This window comes from Christiangramia pacifica, from assembly GCF_057221535.1.
Genome location: NZ_CM170146.1, coordinates 3,074,989 through 3,093,268, shown reverse-complemented (window position 1 = coordinate 3,093,268; position 18,280 = coordinate 3,074,989). Strand labels below are relative to the sequence as shown.

The following is an 18,280-nucleotide window of genomic DNA, read 5'->3' as shown; positions in this document are numbered from 1 at the left end:
ATGAAGAAATTCTTACTCATTTTTATCGGACTAATTGTACTTAGCCTAGGTTGGTTTTTGCTTGTAAAGGAATATGATTATAGATTTCATTTTCAGGCAAAATACAGTCCGGCGATATTAAAAAAAGAACTGAAAGACCTGAAGTCTTTTGAGGTTTTTAATTCTTCAACTGAAATTTATAATGTAAATACTGAAGAATTCAATGAGCTTAAGCAGAAAATCGATTTCGGCAATACCGAGTTAAATCTTCTTTGGGAAATGAAAGAAGCAAATGATAGCACTTCAGAAGTCTATATTCATATTGCAGGCCCAGATCGAATAAAGAACAGGCTTTCAATTCTAAATCCGTTTTCTCGCTCAGCTTACGTGGATTCCTTAGCTGCAATTTTTAGTAAACTGGGTAAAGGACTAAAGAAAAAGCAGGATCAATATCGAATAAAAATAATAGATAGCATTGTTTATTCTCCTGCTCTTGATTGTATTTGCAGGTCCGCGGAAAATGTAAAAACTTCAGATAAAGCCATGCAAATGTTTCGTGATATCCAGTATCTGGAAGATTTTGTAATGGTTCATGATCTAAAGCTAACAGGGTTTCCTTTTGTGAAAATCACGAAATGGGATCGTAAGGAGGATATGATCAATTTTGATTTTTGTTTTCCAATAAACCTGGCCCAGGATATTCGTCCAACAGCTACGGTAGATTTCCAGCAGGTTAATTCATCTACTTCAATAAAAGCGATCTTTAGTGGGAATTATAGGGAGTCAGATGTTGCCTGGCATGAATTATTATATGAAGCCGATAAAAGAAATCTGAAGACCAGTGAACTTCCATTAGAGATTTTTCGTGATAACCCGAAGGAAGGTGGTAATGCTTTAAGCTGGAAAGCTGATATCTTTATGCCTATTTCTGAGTAAAGATTCCATTTTTATGGAATGGCAATTCGTAGTTTTTCGGGAAGAATTTTAATATCTATCCTGGTCTCTTTTCCAATATATTCGCCATCTATCTGAAAAGCAACCGGAGTTTTGCAGGTTATTTTAGCAGAGTCAGTCGGGATGATCTCTACGAAGTCTGAGTCAAGGTCAGTTTCGTCCCGAAGCGTTTTAAATATTTCTATCAGATTCAATTTTTTGAAGATCAGGATCTCAAAAACTCCATCATCAGGCCTGCCTTGCGGATTAACATTTGCTCCCGTTCCGTATTTATTGGCATTGGCAAATCCCAGTAATACGGCTTTTGCTTCTTTTGTTTCCTCCTTTGTTTCAATATGAAAATTAAAAGGATATTTGCTATTAATAAGGGTAGGAATAGATTGAATTAGATAACCTACTTTTCCACGAATAGGAGAATCTTCATAATTTTCAATAAGTTCAGCATTGATTCCGAGATCGGCCATATGCAGACAAATAATGTTATTCAGACATAAAATATCAAGATCGATATAGTTTTCTCCTAATGCCACATCTATCTGCTCTTCAAGCAACTCTGGAAGATCCAGGTTTTTGGCCATACCGTTAGCAGAACCTGCAGCGAGGACTCCTACAGTAATGTCAAAAGTCTTGACGGCCTCGGCGACAAGATTAATAGTTCCATCACCTCCTGCAACAATCAGTCTATCAATTCCATTCTTTTCAACTTCATTTTGAATTTTTTCATGGTCATTTTCTCCGGTAGTTGAAAATTGGTGAAAGTTCAATCCTTTTTCATTCACTCTTTCCCGGACCAGAGAAATAATTTTTTTCTTATCGGTTTGCCCTGAAATTGGATTTACAACCAATAAAACTTCCTTAAAATTCATGCATTCTTGTTTATGATAAGCTTAAAATTAATTAATTTGGAATGAAGGAATTTTAAAAAAACGCCAATATTTTGAAGTTAGACCTCAAGTTGTACCGTGGATATGTTAATGATGAAGAACTTGTGGTATTTGGACATCTTTTTCAGTCCTGGGCACCAGATAAGTACAGTATAGATCGAAAAGGTATAAAACACGCATATTCCATTCTGCATAAATTCCGAATAAAACCTTTAGAGAATTTTGAAATCAGGTTAAAATTCAGAGATCTTGATGTTACAACGAAGACTCAGGAGGATGGTTATTTTAGATTTACGGTGCCTTATGATACAGAATTGGAACCCGGCTGGCATACTTATGAAGTAAGTTGTAAAATGTATGATTTCGGGATGATCGAAAAAGGAGAACTTCTTAAACCTTATCCTGGAAAATTAGGGATCATATCTGATATTGATGACACTTTTCTTATTTCACACAGCAATAGTTTTTTCAAGAAGCTATATGTAATGCTTTCTAAAAACATCAATAAACGTAAGGTTTTTGATGATGTTGTAAAACATTACAAGCGTTTGAGCAAGGCTGGTCAGGATTCAGAACATTCTTCAAATTCCTTTTTTTTCGTTTCCAGCAGTGAATGGAATTTATATGATTTTATATCTGAATTCGCTGATCTGCACGAATTACCGAAAGCAGTGATCAAGCTAAAAAAAATAAAGACCGGACTAACAGATTTTGTAAAATCGGGTAGGGGTAATCATGATCACAAATTCATCAAGATAAAGGATATTATTTCCTTTTATCCGCATATTAAATATGTTTTAATTGGGGACGATTCTCAGCATGATCCCTATCTATATGAGAGAATTTGCAAAACCTTTCCGCGAAATATAAAGGCAGTATATATAAGACAAACTACCAGTAAACAAAAAAAGAAGGTTCAAAAAGTCATGGCTAACTTAGAAAGTATGGATGTTAGCACTTGTTATTTTCGGGATAGTGAGAAAGCCATACATCATTCTGAACGAGAGGATATTATATAAAAAAAGGGAAGCAATTTGCTTCCCTTTCCTATGTTAAAAATTAATCCCTTTTGTAAAATTCTTTTCTATCGTAAAAATCTTCATTCTTACGATTTCTTCTTTTTCTGTTGGTATAAAGATCATCATTCTCAACATCTTTATCATCTCGAACCCAGTTAGCATCATCATCCAAAGTTCTTTCGGGATTTAGATCCCTTTGGTTATCATGGTGATGTAAAGCTCTATTGTGGTCATCAATTGGTCTATTACGATCCTCATTTTTATATCTCATATTCTCTTTCTCTCTGCGCATTCTGGCTTCCGCATCAGTTTCATGAATTGAATCCTGATGTCTCAATTCTTCCTGTCTGCGTAGTTCTTCTCTTCGTTTAAGCTCTCTTTCTTCAAGCTCAGCATCACTATAGGCAGATTTGGTTCTTCTTAGTTCGGCATCTCTTTCTGAACGCTCACCTCTTCGGTCATAAGAGCCTAAAACATGATGTTCATAATCTCTGCTGATATGTGTTCCTGATTCATATCTTTTGGTCTCAGCGAAAGTTTGATAATTAATACTATCAGTGTAAGCATATTTATCTTCAAGGTTTAGGTTAACCAAACCTATTGGAATAATAACATGATTTTCACCTTCTTTATTAATGAATTCTTTTATCTCTGAATTTGGATTGGCGGAAAAGGGATCATGGTTTGTATCAATAATACTTTGATCAACTTCCACATCCACATATACCACCTTACCAAGTTCTTTGTTCACTAGAAGGTTATCAATTTTTCCAACTTTCCTGTTGTCGAGGTCGTGGAGATGCCATCCGCGTATATCGGGATCTTTACTATTTACCTTATAATCCTTTAGTTCGCTTAAATAATATAAATGTTTTTCTTTGGTACTCATCACTTTGATTTTTAGTTAGATTATTTCAATTACATTTTCATGAAGTCTCTGCTCAGACTTAACATGAGTCACTTCTTCCATATTAGTCGAATCCATATCATCCGCTTCATCTGTATCCATACTACCATAGAAATATAAAAAAGCAAGCACACCGAGAATTATAATTAATAAAACCCAAGGCCAAACTTTTCTCTTCTTTTCAATTCGTATATCTGTCATAATTCAATTTTTAATTGGTTTGATTATATCTAAATTACCTTGTAGGCATCCTAATTTTATTTAAGCTTAAGGTAAAGTATTGTTAATTAGTCTTTTATTTGGAATTCACACTAGAAAACAAAAAAGCCGGATGTCTTTATACATCCGGCTTATAAACCAATTTATTTTCTTTTGCCATTATTTGAGCAGACTCAGTAATCTTTTCCACGCTTTATCATGCGCCTTTTTATTACCTTCTGAAGCATCAGAATCATGACCACTTCTCATAAAGGCATGACCTGCATTCTCATAAATTTCATATGCATACTCTTTTCCTGCAGTTTTCATCATCACCTCGGTATCTTCAATTGTAGAATTTACCCGATTATCATTCTCTCCGTAATATCCGTAAACTGGAGCGGAAATATTTGAAAATTTGCTGGCGTCCTTTGGGGCTGTACCATAAAAAACATGTGCTGAAGTTAAACTGTCATTTTCTGTAGCATACTTAAAAGTTTGTGATCCACCCCAGCAAAATCCAACTACTGCAACTTTTCCTGTAGAAGCCGGATCCTTTTGGATATAGTCGTAAGTGGCATTGAGATCTGCAATTACCTGTTCTTCTTTGAGATCATAAATCGCCTCCCTTGCAGCATCTGAATTTTCAAAATCTGTAGTCCTGTTGACGCCTTCCACTGTATTTGAAATAAGGTCTGGCGCGATAACCAAATATCCTTCAGAAGCGAGCTTATCTGCGAAAAGCCTGGCCCAGTCATTTAATCCTCTGTTTTCGTGTATTACAATTACAGGCTTAGCTTTTTCCTTAATTTCCGGATAAACGACAAACGCATCAAACTCTCTTTCTCCATGAGCCAAAGTAACCCATTCATGATGTCTTGGAGAATTTGAGAGCTGGCCAGTTTCAGAATTTTTCTCTGTAGTTTGTATATTTTCAGATACTGTGGATTTCTCTTTAGAACTTTCCTTACAGGATGAAAAACCTGCAAAAATTAATGCAACGATAAAAATGTTTTTGAGATCCTTCATAATAAAAATTTTATCTAAATGTTCCTGATGGAAAAACCACGACACTTTCGTGACCGTCCTTTCCAACAGCAGCAACTCCAAAGAAGTAGTTATCTATTACAATTCCCTCTAAGGTGAATTCAGTTACATCACCTACGAACCTAGAATATTGCCATTGTGGAGCGGTGGTATCTCTCCAGTAAATCTTATAACCGGCTATATCTCCATTTACCGCTTCCCAGCGAAGTTTAGTACTTGGTTCTACAATTCCTCCAATTTCAACTTTTGAAGGAGCTGGAGGAGCCCAGGCAAGGCTTGCGAGGTTAATGGCATTCACTGCGGTTAATTTTTTAGCATAGTTGAAGTTTACCCCTTCAACAACATCACCATATTCAATTCCGTTTTCTGTTCTGATATCCTGGTGCTGACGATTATAGTTCTCGTGAGCCTCCATAATTCTAACTCCGGCAAAACCAAGATCATTAAATGGTCGGTGGTGTCCACCTCTTCCAAACCTGTCTAACCTATAGATCATCATAGGGTTCATTTCTGGCATATAGGTTTCAACATTAGAATGAATATACCTGGCTAACTGCCTCGAAATTCCGTCTACCTCTCCACCATAAAATCTACGCATTGTCCTTTCCCTATCTGTCTCATTAGGAGGAACCGGTTCAGAGAAAATTCTAAAACTTCTATTATCAATGACTCCGTCCACACCTTCGATATTACCAATCATATCATTATTCAGAATCCCAATGATCTCCCATTCATTCTTTTTAGCATATTCCGCAAGCCCTTTACCTCCGAATAATCCCTGTTCTTCTCCTGAAAGCCCTACATAAATTATACTGCTTTCAAAATCATATTTAGAAAGTACTCGTGCTGCTTCCATGGTTCCCGCCATTCCGCTGGCATTATCATTTGCCCCAGGTGCATCGGTGGTAAAATCCATAGTGTTGCTGGCGCGAGAATCTATATCACCGCTCATGATCACATATCTGTTTGGATATTTGGTTCCTTTTTGAATAGCTACCACATTTACGATCCAGGCTTCTTTTGGAATTCTCTCACCGTCTTCCGGAGTTACATAATCTTTCTGGTAAAAAACGTCAAGACAATTATTACAGTCAGTCGAGATCTTGTCAAATTCAGATTTTATCCATCTACGTGCCGCTCCAATTCCTCTGGTATCGGAAACCGTATCACTGAATGTATTTCTGGTGCCAAATCCAGCTAATTTTCGAATATCTTTTTCAATACTGTCTGCGGAAACATTTTCAATTATTTCGTAGATACGCTTATCAGTATTTTGTGAAATGGAATTTTGAGAAAATAATCCCAGGCATGCAATACCCAGAATTTTCATAGGGGAAAGTAATTTCATAGTAAATTTTTAATTGGATTTCTAAAATACGGAAGTTTCGGGAATAAGTAAAAAAACAAAGCCCCGGGAAATCCCGAGGCTCTGTGTATAATCAATTTGTCTATAAATTAACTAGCTACTTCGTGCATTTCTGCTTTAGCCTTATTAATTTTTTCTTCTGATTTTGATCCAGCTACAGTAGCTTTAGTTCTAGCTTTTAAAGCTTCCATTTTGTGATTCACTGAATTAGTGAAGTCGTTTAAACTTTTGTTTGCTCCTTTTAGATAATCATCTCCTTTTTCAGTGATCGCCTTACGCGTATCTGTTCCTTTCTTAGGTGCGTATAAAAGTCCAACTACAGCTCCTGCTACAGCTCCGGATACTAGTCCTAATAACAATTTTCCTGATTTCATAGAATTTGGTTTTAAATTGGTTCGATTTAAATTGATGTGGTAAAATTAAGCAGAATTTAAAGCGAACCCATCTTCATTCAGTTAATGTATATTTAAACTTTTTCGGGAATTGCCAAATAATTTAACAGAGAATATTATTTACATGTTTTCCTTAAAGTTTTCCAGTAGCGTACGAACCTTTGGAGTTCCTTCTACATAGTACCTTGCGCTGGTTTTCTTGATCCCAACTTTCACGGTATACGAACTTTCCGGAAGATCCTGGAACATATATTCATCTGTCCAGTCATCACCAATAGCGAATATGAAATCATAATCTTTTCCGACTAGTTTTTTGGAAGAGGCTTTACCTTTATTTACACCACTGCTTTTGATCTCAAGGACCTTATTACCCTCCAGTACACTCAAACCGCGATTGGAAATAAGTTCTTTTAAAACATTACTAAGCTCATTGGCTCTTATCTCACCAAGTTCTGGATCGGCTTTACGATAATGCCAGGCAAGAGAATAATTTTTTTCTTCAATGAATGTTCCCGGAGTTCGGTCAACGAAATTTTCGATGACCGGTCTAACCGCATCCATCCATTCACTTTTTACATTTTCTGACAGTTCCCACTCACCATCTATTTGTCGCATCCAGACACCATGTTCAGAGATCAGTTCTACAGGGACATCCTGCCACCATTCGCCAAGAGTGTTTTTATCCCTTCCGCTGATTAAAATCACATCGGTGTCTTCTTGAGAATTTAATGTTCTAATAAGTTCTTTTAAATCTGCATCTGGTCTGGCATTTTCAGGTTTGTCTACAAAATTCACCAGCGTACCGTCATAATCAATGAAAAGCACTCTTTTCTTCGCATTTTTAAACTGGTTCATTATCTCCTCAGAAATTTCAGGCGTAACTCTGATAGACTTGAATGAATCTCTGTTTTCCTTAGTAGCTCTGAGTGATTTCATAAAGTCTTCGGCCCATTTTTCTACACTATAGCGACGCAATCTCTTCTGAAGCATCTTATTACGTTCAATCTGTTCCTCTTTAGGCATTTCAAAAGCCGTTTTAAGCGCTTCAGAAACCTGTTCGAAGTTATTTGGATTAATGATTAAGGCTTCATTCATCTCGTGAGCAGCGCCGGCCATTTCACTTAATATTAGAACTCCTGTCTTGTCGGTTCTGGTAGCAATATATTCCTTAGCTACCAGGTTCATCCCATCCCTAATTGGAGTAAGTAAGGCAATATCACAGGTAGTATAAAGATCAATAAGATTTTCAAAAGGCATGGATCTATAGAAATACCAGATTGGCGTCCAGCTCACCGTAGAAAATTTTCCGTTAATTCTTCCAACCAACTCATCAATTTCACGTTTTAGTCGCCTGTATTGAGGAACATTAGATCGTGAAGGGACGGCCAGCATCACTAGTCTCACTTTTTCAATATATTCAGGATTCTTATCCAGGAAATATTCATAAGCCCTGATTCGATGTGCAATTCCTTTAGTATAATCCAGCCTGTCTATACTTAAGATCATCTTGGCATCTGGAGTTGCCTCTAAATGGTGATCAAGTCTCTTTTGCAATTCCGACTGATCTGCCGAAGTGCTTTCAAAATGATCTAATGCAGCCTGTTCAAATTTCTTATAATCAATTCCCATCGGGAAGGAATCAACTTTTACAATTCTGTCTGGTAAAGTAATTTCATTAAAATCTACCTGATGTCTTAATATCCGGCTCACTGAACTTAAAAAATGCCTCTCATAATCATAGGTATGAAAACCTATAAGATCTGCGCCTAAAACTCCTTGTAATACTTCATCTCTCCACGGTAAAGTTCTGAAAACTTCATAGGAAGGAAATGGAATGTGATTGAAGAAACCAATGATCGCATCAGGAGCCTGTTCCCGAACCATATTTGGTACTAATAATAACTGGTAATCATGAACCCAGATAACGTCTCCTTTCTCGTAATGCTTCAGGATCTCATCAGCGTATTTCTGGTTTACCTGTTTATAGTACCTCCAATAATCGTCATCAGATTCTGTATACTCCATGAAATAGTGGAATAAAGGCCAAATGGTTCGATTACTGAAGCCGTAATAGAAACCATCAATTTCAGCAGAATTTAAATGGAGAGCAACACAATTTTCTTCTCTGGCTTTTTCCTGGACTTTATCCTTCAAATTTGAAGGAATATCTTCTTCAACTAAACCAGGCCATCCTATCCAGACACTATCTCCATCCTTATGGAATGATTTTAAGCCTGTTGCAAGTCCACCAACGCTTGGAGTCACCTCCAGCTCGTTGTTTTCAATAGAAACTTGTAATGGTAATCGGTTGGAAATAATGATTGTTTTACTCATAATTAAATGTAAATGCTGTTGTGACGAATTTGATTTTTCTTAAATTTCCGAAAATCATTTCACACAGCCATTGATTTATAAGATTTTTAAGATATATGGATAACCTCGATTACGGTATTATAAGCAATTGTAAAAGCGCAGCATTAATTTCTAAAACAGGTTCTCTCGATTGGTGTTGCATGCCCAATTTTGATTCCTCAGCGATGTTCGCTAAAATTCTAGATGAAAAGAAAGGAGGAAGTTTTGAAATTCTGATCGATGACGAATACGAGATCAAGCAGGAATATCTTTGGGAAACCAATATTTTAAGTACTGTTTTTGATAATGGAAAAGATTCTTTTCAGCTTATCGATTTTATGCCGAGGTATCCACGTGAAGATGGATCTTATTATGCTCCGCCAGATGTGATCAGGTTTTTCAGGTTGATCAGCGGGGAGCCAAAGTTTAAGATCAAATATGATCCTAAGTTGGATTTTGCTCGTGAGAAGACTTATAGCGAACATAAAGGAGAATATATTAAGAGTTTTACCAAGGAAGGTAAATATGACTCAGCCTACTTTTACTCAAGTTTTAACCTGAATGATATCCTTGAATTAAAAGAGATTACCCTTACCGGAAACGCCTATTGTTTGGTGGGTTATCATGAAAAACTGGTGGAACAATCCCTGGACCGTTCGTACCTGAAGTTTCAGCGTACGAAGGTTTATTGGATGAACTGGAGCGATAAGACTACGAGATACACGCATTACGGAAACGAGATCATGCGTAGCGCCCTGGTTTTGAAAGCTCTGTCATATAAAAAATCTGGAGCTGTTCTTGCCGCGGCAACTACTTCGTTGCCTGAAACGATAGGAGAGGAGCGAAACTGGGATTACAGGTTCTGCTGGATTCGAGATGCTTCGATGGTAATAAAGGTAATGGCAGGCCTTGGTCATATCAAATCGGCTAAAGATTTTCTTCAATTCATTTTGGATATTATTCCTAATAAGGATGAAAAGATCCAGATCATGTACGGGATCAATGGGGAAAAAGAACTAACCGAGCATATTTTAACTCATTTAGAAGGTTATAAAGATTCAAAACCGGTGAGAACTGGTAATGCTGCTTATATCCAAAAACAGAATGATATCTACGGAATTTTGATGGAAGTGATCTATCAGCAATTCCTGATGTTTGAAACTTCTTTGGAAAACTCAGAAGCTTTATGGACAGTAGTTCGTGGAATTGTAATGATCGTTGAAGAGAATTGGAAGAAACCAGATAAAGGTATCTGGGAACTACGAACAGAAGACAGACACTTCGTATTCTCAAAACTTTTATGCTGGGTTGCTGTAGATAGAGCTATTAAAATAGGAGAGGTGCTGAGAATGGGTATTAATGATACCAAATGGAAAGCTCTTCGGGAAGAGATCTATCAGGATATTTATACTAATGGATGGAATGAGGAGAAACAGGCATACACTCAATATTATGGTTCTTCAGATCTTGATGCTTCTACTTTGCTAATGCAGTCATATGGCTTTATTGAAGCAGATGATCCAAGATTCGTGAGCACGGTTCAGGCAACTGAAAGAGAATTATGTGAGGATGGACTTATGTATAGGTATAAGAATAACGATGATTTTGGAAAGCCAACTTCTTCATTCACCATTTGTACTTTCTGGTTAATTGATAGTCTTTATAAAATAGGAGAGAAGAAAAAGGCCAGACAAATGTTTGATCAGTTGCTTTCTTACAGTAATCATTTAGGCCTATTCAGTGAAGACATTGATTTCAAAACGAAACGTTTACTTGGTAATTTCCCTCAGGCTTATTCTCATCTTGCATTGATCGAGACAGCAGCGAATTTCAGCAAAGGTATCGCCACGGAAGGAATGATTTTCCAGGATTAACTTTCTGAATCATTCTTATTCACCGTAACCCTGGTTTTTGGTAAATGTTCAGGATAATTTTTCTGGATGAATTCTAAAAGTTTTTCTCTAAGATAAACTCGAAGGTCCCAGGCCGTTGGGGAATCTTTGGCGCTAACCAATACTCTTAGCTCAACAGATTTTTCTGTGGCATTGGTTACCTGCAAAACATCTACATTCCCGTCCCAGAGATCTGTAGTATTTAAAAGCCTGGTTTGTTCTTTTCGAATTGCATCAAAAGGAAGCCCATAATCAGCATAGATAAAAACTGTACCCAGAATATCTGCCGAGGTTCTTGTCCAGTTTTGAAAGGTATTTTCGATAAAATAAGTAGTTGGCACCACAAGTCTTCTTTTATCCCAGATCCTCACCACTACATAAGTTAGATTGATTTCCTCTATCCAACCCCATTCGCCTTCTACGATCACCACATCATCCAAACGAATTGGTTGCGTAAGCGCTATCTGAATCCCTGCGAGCAACGTTCCTATCGCCTTTTGAGCGGCCAGACCAATTATTATCCCGGCAATTCCAGCGGAAGTAAGAAGGCTTACACCTACAGAACGTATGCTATCAAAACTCATAAGAGCTATCCCGAGGGCTAATGTTACAATGATGAAGATGATGATATTTTCAAGAATGGTATACTGGGTATAAACTTTCCTTGCTTTTAAATTATTTGTGCTGTGAACATCATATTTTCTGAGCATTCTTTTTTTGAAAACTTTGAAAAATAAGATCAGAAACCAAGCTATACCTAGAATTATGGTTATTGTACTTATATGTCCAACAATTTCTCTAGTTGCATCATATCTGAAAATTTTACTGATGACCGCGACCTTTGCTATTAGAGAAGCCAGAAAAATTAAAAGAGGTACACGTAATTTTTCAGCAAAATCTACGGGTAGAATATTCCTGGGATTTTTTCCGATCTTTTTCAGAATAAAAAATGCGATGGTAAAACTTAAAACCAAAGCTAATATTCCAATAATCAGATAGTAAATTCCATTCTTTTCAAGGTCTAGCATATACACTTATTTTCGACACATTAAAGTTAATGCATCTTTCGAAATGCTTTAAATAGTTAGAAATGTTTAACCTATAAGGTTTTCGATACTATTCAGAATTGTGATTTTGCTCTAGTTTCACCCTGGTTTTTGATAAATAGACTCCATCTTCAAGCTCTGCTACATATTTAATGAGGTCTTCGCGAACTTTACAATGTAAGTCCCAAGCGGTAGGGTAATCTTTGGCTGTACATAAGCACCTAATTTTTATTACCTGATTTGTAATTGCCTCAACCTGTACGGTAGCTTCCTCATCATCATCCCATTCTTCATAATTCTCCAGAAGTTCTTTGAATTTAGACCTGATCTTTGAAACATCTACACGGTAATCTGTTTGCATTTCAATCTCCAGTTTACTTTTTGAGCTTGTCATGGAAAGATTTTCAAAGCTTTCAGAAATAACAGATTTAAGAGGAATAACCTTCCGCTTGAGATCCCAGGTTCTTACTACCATGTAGGTGAAGGTAATATCTTCAACAAAGCCATAAGAGCCTGAAATTATTACCGCATCACCTATCTTGGCAGGTTTGGTAATGGCTATCTGGACACCAGCTACAATATTCCCCAAAGTGCTTTGCGCCGCTATACCGAAAACTACTGTCGCAATTCCAGCGGAGGCCATTAAAGAAATTCCGAGTTTTTCCAGCGATGGGAATTGCGAAAATATTACCGAGGCTCCAATAAAAACAATTACAAAAATGAAGATTCTTCTTCCAACTGAAATGTAGGTCATCATTTTCCTGGCTTCAGCATTTTCCTCTTCGCTAAGATCATCTACTTTGTGTTCCGCAAAGAAATCCATAATGTAATCTATGATGCGCATTACCAGCCAGGTTACAATGCCTATAATTACGATCAGGAGCATGGTATACAATCCACGCGCGAGTGGACCTGTAAACGAAATCAGGTTATTCAGTAGTAAATAGAAGATCAAAATTCCAACTGCGGCTCCGGCTGGTGAAGCAAGTCGGTTAGCAATATTCTTAATCCAGTATTTTTCTGTGCCTGAGAATATTTTTCTAATATAATGGGAAACTATGCGTGATATAAAGTACGCCAGCAAAATCAATAAGATCGTACCGATCAACTTCCAGACAGGAACTCCAAAAATTTCAAAACTAATCCAACTGGGAATCATTCTGTCTAATTTCCTTGGGCCGTATGTTTTATATAGAGGTTCAATATTCTCTACCGTTTGAGAAGAGATCAACCAGATGGGGCTATTATCTTTAAATTTCACTCTTTGCAAGCGAAATACAATATCTCTTCCTTTTAGATCAGTTTTACCAAAACTTACACTTCTTCTTGGTTTACCTGCAATCGCTTTGTTGGTGGAGGTTGTAACATCTATTTGTCCGTCTGGTCTATCTGTAAGTTCATCCCAGCCAATTGAAATTTGTCTTTCAAAAACAAAGTTCAATTTTTCGGCTAAAAGAGCTGCTTCTTCATGGGTAAGGTTATCTGGTAATAAATTAAGATTTAATGAGTAGGCTGCCTGTTTGAAGTTATTGTTCCTAGAATTAATTATAAAATGCTCAAGTGCCGCCTGCGGTGTTTGCAGGTTTATATCATCAGGAGGATAGCCGATACCCTTATTCCATTTTCCCGCCTTATAATATGCATCTGTATATTCATTCAGGGTATTACCAGCATTGGCGGTACTATCTTTTACGATAGTTTCCTTGGTTGGTAAATCCTGATCTTCAGATTTATCTATCGAATCATTCTCCTGCGAATAGAGCAAGCTCATGTTCAGCAGGAGAAATAGAAAAAATTTTAGAGTATAATTTGTTTGGTTGGTCATTTGAAATTTATTGGTCTAATTCTAATATAGCATTTTTACTTTGAGGCATAAAATTACCGATGGCAAAAAAAAAGCCACCTGGTTAGGTGGCTTTAATAATATATGTTGATAAGAATTAGTTTACGAAACCAGTTCTTGGACCACCATCCATGAAGATTGCTCTCATACGAGCTTTCTGACCTTCAGAGAACATGTACATACAATCGTCATATACATAATCCATGTAGTTCATAGTCATATCTGCCGACTTACAATTAACAGTTGGGTAAGAAGGACATCCGTAGTTTGGTCCGTCAGAATCAGGAGTATCAGCTACGAAGTCATCCTGACGACATCTTCCATCACCCCAGATGTGACGAAGGTTCAGGTAGTGACCAACCTCGTGAGTTGCAGTTCTACCACCATCATAAGGAGACTGTACATAACCAGTATTTCCGAAGAATTGTGGAGCGATAACTACACCATCAGTAGCAGCAGGTCCTCCAGGAAACTGCGCATAACCTAAAATTCCACCACCAATGTTAGCTACCCAGATGTTAAGGGTATTAGATGGAGATACAGGTGGATAAGCATATTTCACCTCATCTCTTGTTCCCCATTCAGTTCTTGAGTTACTATGACGCTGTACGTCAGCAAGAGTAAATGAAACTTCAGCATCTGCTACAACACCAGCAAATTCAGATGGGGTGTTGCTTACATCAGAGTTGGTAGCTCTAAAGTCTTCGTTTAAAATTGCGATTTGAGAGTTGATCTGCTGATCTGAAATATTCTGTTGAGAATTACTGTAAACTACGTGTACAACTACTGGAATATTTACAACTCCTAGGTTGTCAGTCGGATCTGTGGTTCCGCCGCCACCGTCAGTTCCGCCACCACCGTTACCATTTCCGGCACCAGCTGGTTTTTTTGCAAGAATTGAACGAGTGTTCTTTTCAATATTGTACATTTTTTCATGAAGTCCTTTGTTTTCGTTAAGAAGACGGTTAAGGTTCTTCATACTGTAACATTTTTCAGCAGCATTTTCAGATCTTCTTTCATCTGAATCTGTGTAGAGATAGAAATCACTCATGTCTACCTGGGCTTGCTGCTCTTCAGTAATGGTTTCTTTGGGGTCTTGCTCACAAGAAGCAAATAAGAAAGCCATTGCGGCCATTCCTAAAATTACTTTTTTCATGTTTTAACTAGTTTTTGTTTGAGTTTTGCCGAATATATTTAAAATTTTATGTTTTCTTAACACTATTCGAAACTTTTTGTGACTTTAATAAAACTTTTCAAAATCATACTTCGACGCAAGTTCAGCAAATTTCCGAATTACTGCTGTCCAATTTACTCGTTATCAAATATCTAATGAAAATTTTAAAAATTGATTTGATTGATTTTTTGAGAAATTGATTATCAGAAATTTATGATTAGCTCAATTCAGGATGTTATTAACCTTAATGTAAAAATCTTAAAACTTTAAGAATTGTTCATTATAATCAAAAGTTTCTTTTATCTAATTTCCTGTAAAATTTAAAAACCTGTTATGAGAAAAACTAAACTTACAATGTTAGCCCTTAGCATAGGATTGCTGGCATCCTGTGAAAAGGAAATTGAAAATCCTGGAATTGCGGAAGTACAAAAACTTGAAACTCCAGCAGTGGAGTTCAGACCACTGGAAAATAATTCGTTAAATATCAAATTACCAAATGATATAGACTCCGAGGTAAAGTCGAAAATAGGAGATTATAATGTATCATTATTTTCAGCGGAGTATATTACAGCTGATGGTTCAGAAGAATTGGGAACTACCATCTTTTTTACGAACCGCGGCAACAAAATGTTATCTTCAGATTTTGTTCCAAACCTAAATTATGACGGCACTTCAGATGTATCATATTATATTGATAAAAATCGTCCTTCTACCGATATCGATGTAAATATTAGTACCGCTGCTATTGGAAGAGCAATGGATAGCTGGAAGGATGTAGACTGTTCAGATATTGGTTTATACGAAATCCCTTATGATGAAGCAGAAGAAGGTGAGGAATTGCAGGAATACGGAGTTTTTGCATATTTCTATGGTATATTCTCTGGAAATGATTTTGGCGGAGCACCTATATATATAGCAGATGTTTATCATGGGGGTTGGTTAGAAGCGGAGTTTTTTGATTTTCTAACCGAGAAGGGATCTGAATTCATTCTTGGGGTAACTTTAACTTATACTTTTACTGATGCTAATGGAAATTTGGTAGACACCGATAATAACGGTAAAGCAGATGTTGCATTTAGAGAAATATATTACAATGACACCTTTACCTGGAATGATGGTAGTACATATGATATTGAAACTATTGCTTTACATGAAGCTGGTCACGGATTAAGTCAGGCGCATTTTGGAGAGGCCTTTAGGACGAATGCTAATGGCAAAATACATTTTTCACCTAGAGCGGTAATGAATGCAACTTATTCTGGAATACAAACTTCGGTTGAAAAAACTGATAAAGCAGGCCATTGCGCAAATTGGGCTGAATGGCCTAATATGTAGTTTTTTAAATTTGTTTTGATAAAAAAAAGCCACTCTATTTGAGTGGCTTTTTTCAGTTTAAAAGAATGTTTCTTAGAAACAATATTTATTTTCTGAAGTTAACTTCTCTGCAATTGTATTTCTCAATTGAACTACATTCGGCATATTCGTATACTTAGTAAACCTCTTAAGGCCCATAAGCATCATACGCTGCTCATCACCTTCAGCAAAGGAACCAATACCTTCTTTAGCTTTAGTATTCACAGTTTCTACCGCATGGTAAAGATAAAGTTTAGCCATTGCAATCTGTTCCTTCTGCGCATCTGCTCCTAGTTTCTTAGCATTCTTTTCTGCTCTAAGAATTCCGGATTCCGCCATATAGATTTCGATAAGAATATCGGCTGCAGCTAAAAGTAATTGCTGGTGTTCTTCCAGTTGTGGACCGAATTTTTGAACGGCGCTACCTGCAACCATTAAGAATACTTTTTTAAGCTTAGCGATCATTTCTTTCTCTTCCGCGAAAAGTTCAGAATAATCAGGTTTTTCCATAGATGGAATTCCAGTAAGCTCATCTGCAACCTTCGTGGCCGGACCTAGAAGATCAACATGCCCTTTCATTGCCTTTTTAACCAACATTCCTACAGAAAGCATCCTGTTAATCTCGTTAGTACCTTCATAGATACGTGCAATACGTGCATCCCTCCAGGCAGATTCCATCGGCGTGTCTGCAGAGAATCCCATACCACCGTAAACCTGGATACCTTCATCACTACAATTCTGAACATCTTCTGAACAGGCAACCTTTAAAATAGAACATTCAATTGCATATTCCTCAACACCTTTTAACTCAGCTTCTGAATGAGAAGCTCCATCCTCAAGACGAATATTGATTCTGTCCTCGATGTTTTTAGCCGCACGGTATGACGCTGCTTCACCAACATAGGCTGAAGTAGCCATTTCAGCTAACTTAGACTTTATAGCACCGAATTTTGCAATAGGAGTGTCAAATTGAACTCTATCATTGGCATATTTAGTGGCTAGATCTGTAACTCTTCGTTGTGCATCTAAAGAGGCCGCAGCCAATTTGATACGTCCAACATTTAGAGCATTCATTGCGATCTTAAAACCGTTACCACGATCAGAAAGCATATTCTCTACAGGAACTTTTGTCTCGTTAAAGAATACCTGACGGGTTGAAGAGGAGTGAATACCTAATTTCTTCTCTTCTTCACCAAAGCTGATTCCATTCTCCTTATCATTCTCAACGATAAACCCGGTAATATTTTTATCATCTTCAATTCTGGCGAAAACGATAAATACATCGGCAAATCCTGCATTGGAAATCCACATTTTCTGTCCGCTGATGCTATAATATTTTCCATCGTCAGAAAGAACAGCTTTCGTTTTTCCTGAATTCGCATCAGAACCTGCGTCTGGTTCAGTTAAACAGTAAGCTCCAAACCATTCACCGGTAGCAAGTTTTGGAACATATTTTTTCTTTTGTTCCTCAGTACCATAAAGAGTGATTGGCATGGTACCAATTCCTGTATGTGCTCCAAAAGCGGTGGCTACAGAACCTGTAGCACCAGAAATATAATCGCAAACCAACATGGTAGAAACGAAGCCCATTCCAAGACCATCATATTCTTCTGGTACGGCAACACCTAGAAATCCAAGTTCACCGGCTTTACGCATCACCTCTTCGGTTAATCCATAATTCTTTTTTTCAAATTCTTCTTTGTGAGGCCAAATTTCGCGATCAACAAATTCCTTAACGGAATCACGCATCATTTTTTGTTCCTCGTTAAAATCTTCAGGGGTGAAGACATCTTCACATTTGGTCTCCTTTACCAGGAACTGACCACCTCTTAAAAGATCTTTTTTAGCTGTATCTGTACTCATTTTTTATAAAA

15 protein-coding genes are annotated in these 18,280 nt (G+C 37.1%); 4 read left to right on the top strand and 11 right to left on the bottom strand.

The window, feature by feature from the left end; translation table 11 throughout:
• The gene (locus AC2S94_RS14220; protein WP_484629214.1) at positions 1–915 is read left to right on the top strand and encodes a GyrI-like domain-containing protein; all 915 of its coding nucleotides are present in this window, start codon (positions 1–3) and stop codon (positions 913–915) included.
• An 11-nt stretch (positions 916–926) separates the two neighbouring features.
• Here the strand turns inward: AC2S94_RS14220 and AC2S94_RS14215 are convergent, their stop codons facing one another.
• Positions 927–1,799 (bottom strand): diacylglycerol/lipid kinase family protein, encoded by an 873-nt coding sequence (locus AC2S94_RS14215; protein WP_484629213.1) that lies wholly within the window; start codon positions 1,797–1,799, stop codon positions 927–929.
• 71 nt (positions 1,800–1,870) lie between these two features.
• Here AC2S94_RS14215 and AC2S94_RS14210 point away from each other — a divergent pair, with 71 nt between their 5' ends.
• Positions 1,871–2,836 carry an App1 family protein phosphatidate phosphatase gene (locus tag AC2S94_RS14210; protein WP_484629212.1) on the top strand — a complete coding sequence of 322 codons (966 nt, stop codon included), beginning with the start codon at positions 1,871–1,873 and terminating at the stop codon, positions 2,834–2,836.
• A 40-nt stretch (positions 2,837–2,876) separates the two neighbouring features.
• Here AC2S94_RS14210 and AC2S94_RS14205 read toward each other — a convergent pair whose 3' ends face one another.
• The 6 genes from AC2S94_RS14205 to AC2S94_RS14180 form a co-directional block, all read right to left on the bottom strand.
• Entirely contained in the window at positions 2,877–3,725 is an 849-nt protein-coding gene (locus tag AC2S94_RS14205; protein ID WP_484629211.1) for a hypothetical protein, read from the bottom strand.
• A 15-nt stretch (positions 3,726–3,740) separates the two neighbouring features.
• Positions 3,741–3,944 carry a hypothetical protein gene (locus tag AC2S94_RS14200; protein WP_484629210.1) on the bottom strand — a complete coding sequence of 68 codons (204 nt, stop codon included), beginning with the start codon at positions 3,942–3,944 and terminating at the stop codon, positions 3,741–3,743.
• Positions 3,945–4,121: 177 nt separating this feature from the next.
• Entirely contained in the window at positions 4,122–4,970 is an 849-nt protein-coding gene (locus AC2S94_RS14195; protein WP_484629209.1) for a dienelactone hydrolase family protein, read from the bottom strand.
• A gap of 10 nt (positions 4,971–4,980) precedes the next feature.
• Positions 4,981–6,336 (bottom strand): M28 family metallopeptidase, encoded by a 1,356-nt coding sequence (locus tag AC2S94_RS14190; protein ID WP_484629208.1) that lies wholly within the window; start codon positions 6,334–6,336, stop codon positions 4,981–4,983.
• 107 nt (positions 6,337–6,443) lie between these two features.
• A complete protein-coding gene (locus tag AC2S94_RS14185; RefSeq protein WP_484629207.1) occupies positions 6,444–6,728 on the bottom strand; it encodes a YtxH domain-containing protein in 285 nt (94 codons plus the stop codon).
• Between the two features lie 138 nt (positions 6,729–6,866).
• Positions 6,867–9,080 carry a bifunctional alpha,alpha-trehalose-phosphate synthase (UDP-forming)/trehalose-phosphatase gene (locus AC2S94_RS14180; RefSeq protein WP_484629206.1) on the bottom strand — a complete coding sequence of 738 codons (2,214 nt, stop codon included), beginning with the start codon at positions 9,078–9,080 and terminating at the stop codon, positions 6,867–6,869.
• 95 nt (positions 9,081–9,175) lie between these two features.
• Here AC2S94_RS14180 and AC2S94_RS14175 point away from each other — a divergent pair, with 95 nt between their 5' ends.
• Positions 9,176–10,972: a glycoside hydrolase family 15 protein gene (locus AC2S94_RS14175; RefSeq protein ID WP_484629205.1), complete on the top strand. Its 1,797-nt coding sequence runs from the start codon at positions 9,176–9,178 to the stop codon at positions 10,970–10,972.
• Here AC2S94_RS14175 and AC2S94_RS14170 read toward each other — a convergent pair.
• The 3 genes from AC2S94_RS14170 to AC2S94_RS14160 form a co-directional block, all read right to left on the bottom strand.
• Positions 10,969–12,018, bottom strand: a complete 1,050-nt coding sequence (locus AC2S94_RS14170; protein WP_484629204.1) for a mechanosensitive ion channel family protein — start codon at positions 12,016–12,018, stop codon at positions 10,969–10,971. The genes AC2S94_RS14175 and AC2S94_RS14170 overlap by 4 nt on opposite strands.
• A gap of 88 nt (positions 12,019–12,106) precedes the next feature.
• Positions 12,107–13,807, bottom strand: a complete 1,701-nt coding sequence (locus AC2S94_RS14165) for a mechanosensitive ion channel family protein (protein WP_484629203.1) — start codon at positions 13,805–13,807, stop codon at positions 12,107–12,109.
• Positions 13,808–13,976: 169 nt separating this feature from the next.
• Positions 13,977–15,035, bottom strand: coding sequence for a zinc metalloprotease (locus AC2S94_RS14160; protein ID WP_484629202.1), 1,059 nt, complete (start codon positions 15,033–15,035; stop codon positions 13,977–13,979).
• Positions 15,036–15,386: 351 nt separating this feature from the next.
• Between AC2S94_RS14160 and AC2S94_RS14155 the strand changes: the two genes are divergently transcribed.
• Positions 15,387–16,388 carry a hypothetical protein gene (locus AC2S94_RS14155; RefSeq protein WP_484629201.1) on the top strand — a complete coding sequence of 334 codons (1,002 nt, stop codon included), beginning with the start codon at positions 15,387–15,389 and terminating at the stop codon, positions 16,386–16,388.
• A 72-nt stretch (positions 16,389–16,460) separates the two neighbouring features.
• On the opposite strand, the gene AC2S94_RS14150 is transcribed toward AC2S94_RS14155, so the two are convergent.
• Positions 16,461–18,269 carry an acyl-CoA dehydrogenase family protein gene (locus tag AC2S94_RS14150; protein ID WP_484629200.1) on the bottom strand — a complete coding sequence of 603 codons (1,809 nt, stop codon included), beginning with the start codon at positions 18,267–18,269 and terminating at the stop codon, positions 16,461–16,463.
• Positions 18,270–18,280: the final 11 nt, after the last annotated feature.

Coding starts and splice junctions, on each gene's coding strand:
- AC2S94_RS14220 (WP_484629214.1), top strand. CDS start 1: ATGAAGAAATTCTTACTCATTTTTATCGGACTAATTGTACTTAGCCTA.
- AC2S94_RS14215 (WP_484629213.1), bottom strand. CDS start 1,799: ATGAATTTTAAGGAAGTTTTATTGGTTGTAAATCCAATTTCAGGGCAA.
- AC2S94_RS14205 (WP_484629211.1), bottom strand. CDS start 3,725: ATGAGTACCAAAGAAAAACATTTATATTATTTAAGCGAACTAAAGGAT.
- AC2S94_RS14200 (WP_484629210.1), bottom strand. CDS start 3,944: ATGACAGATATACGAATTGAAAAGAAGAGAAAAGTTTGGCCTTGGGTT.
- AC2S94_RS14195 (WP_484629209.1), bottom strand. CDS start 4,970: ATGAAGGATCTCAAAAACATTTTTATCGTTGCATTAATTTTTGCAGGT.
- AC2S94_RS14190 (WP_484629208.1), bottom strand. CDS start 6,336: ATGAAATTACTTTCCCCTATGAAAATTCTGGGTATTGCATGCCTGGGA.
- AC2S94_RS14185 (WP_484629207.1), bottom strand. CDS start 6,728: ATGAAATCAGGAAAATTGTTATTAGGACTAGTATCCGGAGCTGTAGCA.
- AC2S94_RS14180 (WP_484629206.1), bottom strand. CDS start 9,080: ATGAGTAAAACAATCATTATTTCCAACCGATTACCATTACAAGTTTCT.
- AC2S94_RS14175 (WP_484629205.1), top strand. CDS start 9,176: ATGGATAACCTCGATTACGGTATTATAAGCAATTGTAAAAGCGCAGCA.
- AC2S94_RS14170 (WP_484629204.1), bottom strand. CDS start 12,018: ATGCTAGACCTTGAAAAGAATGGAATTTACTATCTGATTATTGGAATA.
- AC2S94_RS14165 (WP_484629203.1), bottom strand. CDS start 13,807: ATGAGCTTGCTCTATTCGCAGGAGAATGATTCGATAGATAAATCTGAA.
- AC2S94_RS14160 (WP_484629202.1), bottom strand. CDS start 15,035: ATGAAAAAAGTAATTTTAGGAATGGCCGCAATGGCTTTCTTATTTGCT.
- AC2S94_RS14155 (WP_484629201.1), top strand. CDS start 15,387: ATGAGAAAAACTAAACTTACAATGTTAGCCCTTAGCATAGGATTGCTG.
- AC2S94_RS14150 (WP_484629200.1), bottom strand. CDS start 18,269: ATGAGTACAGATACAGCTAAAAAAGATCTTTTAAGAGGTGGTCAGTTC.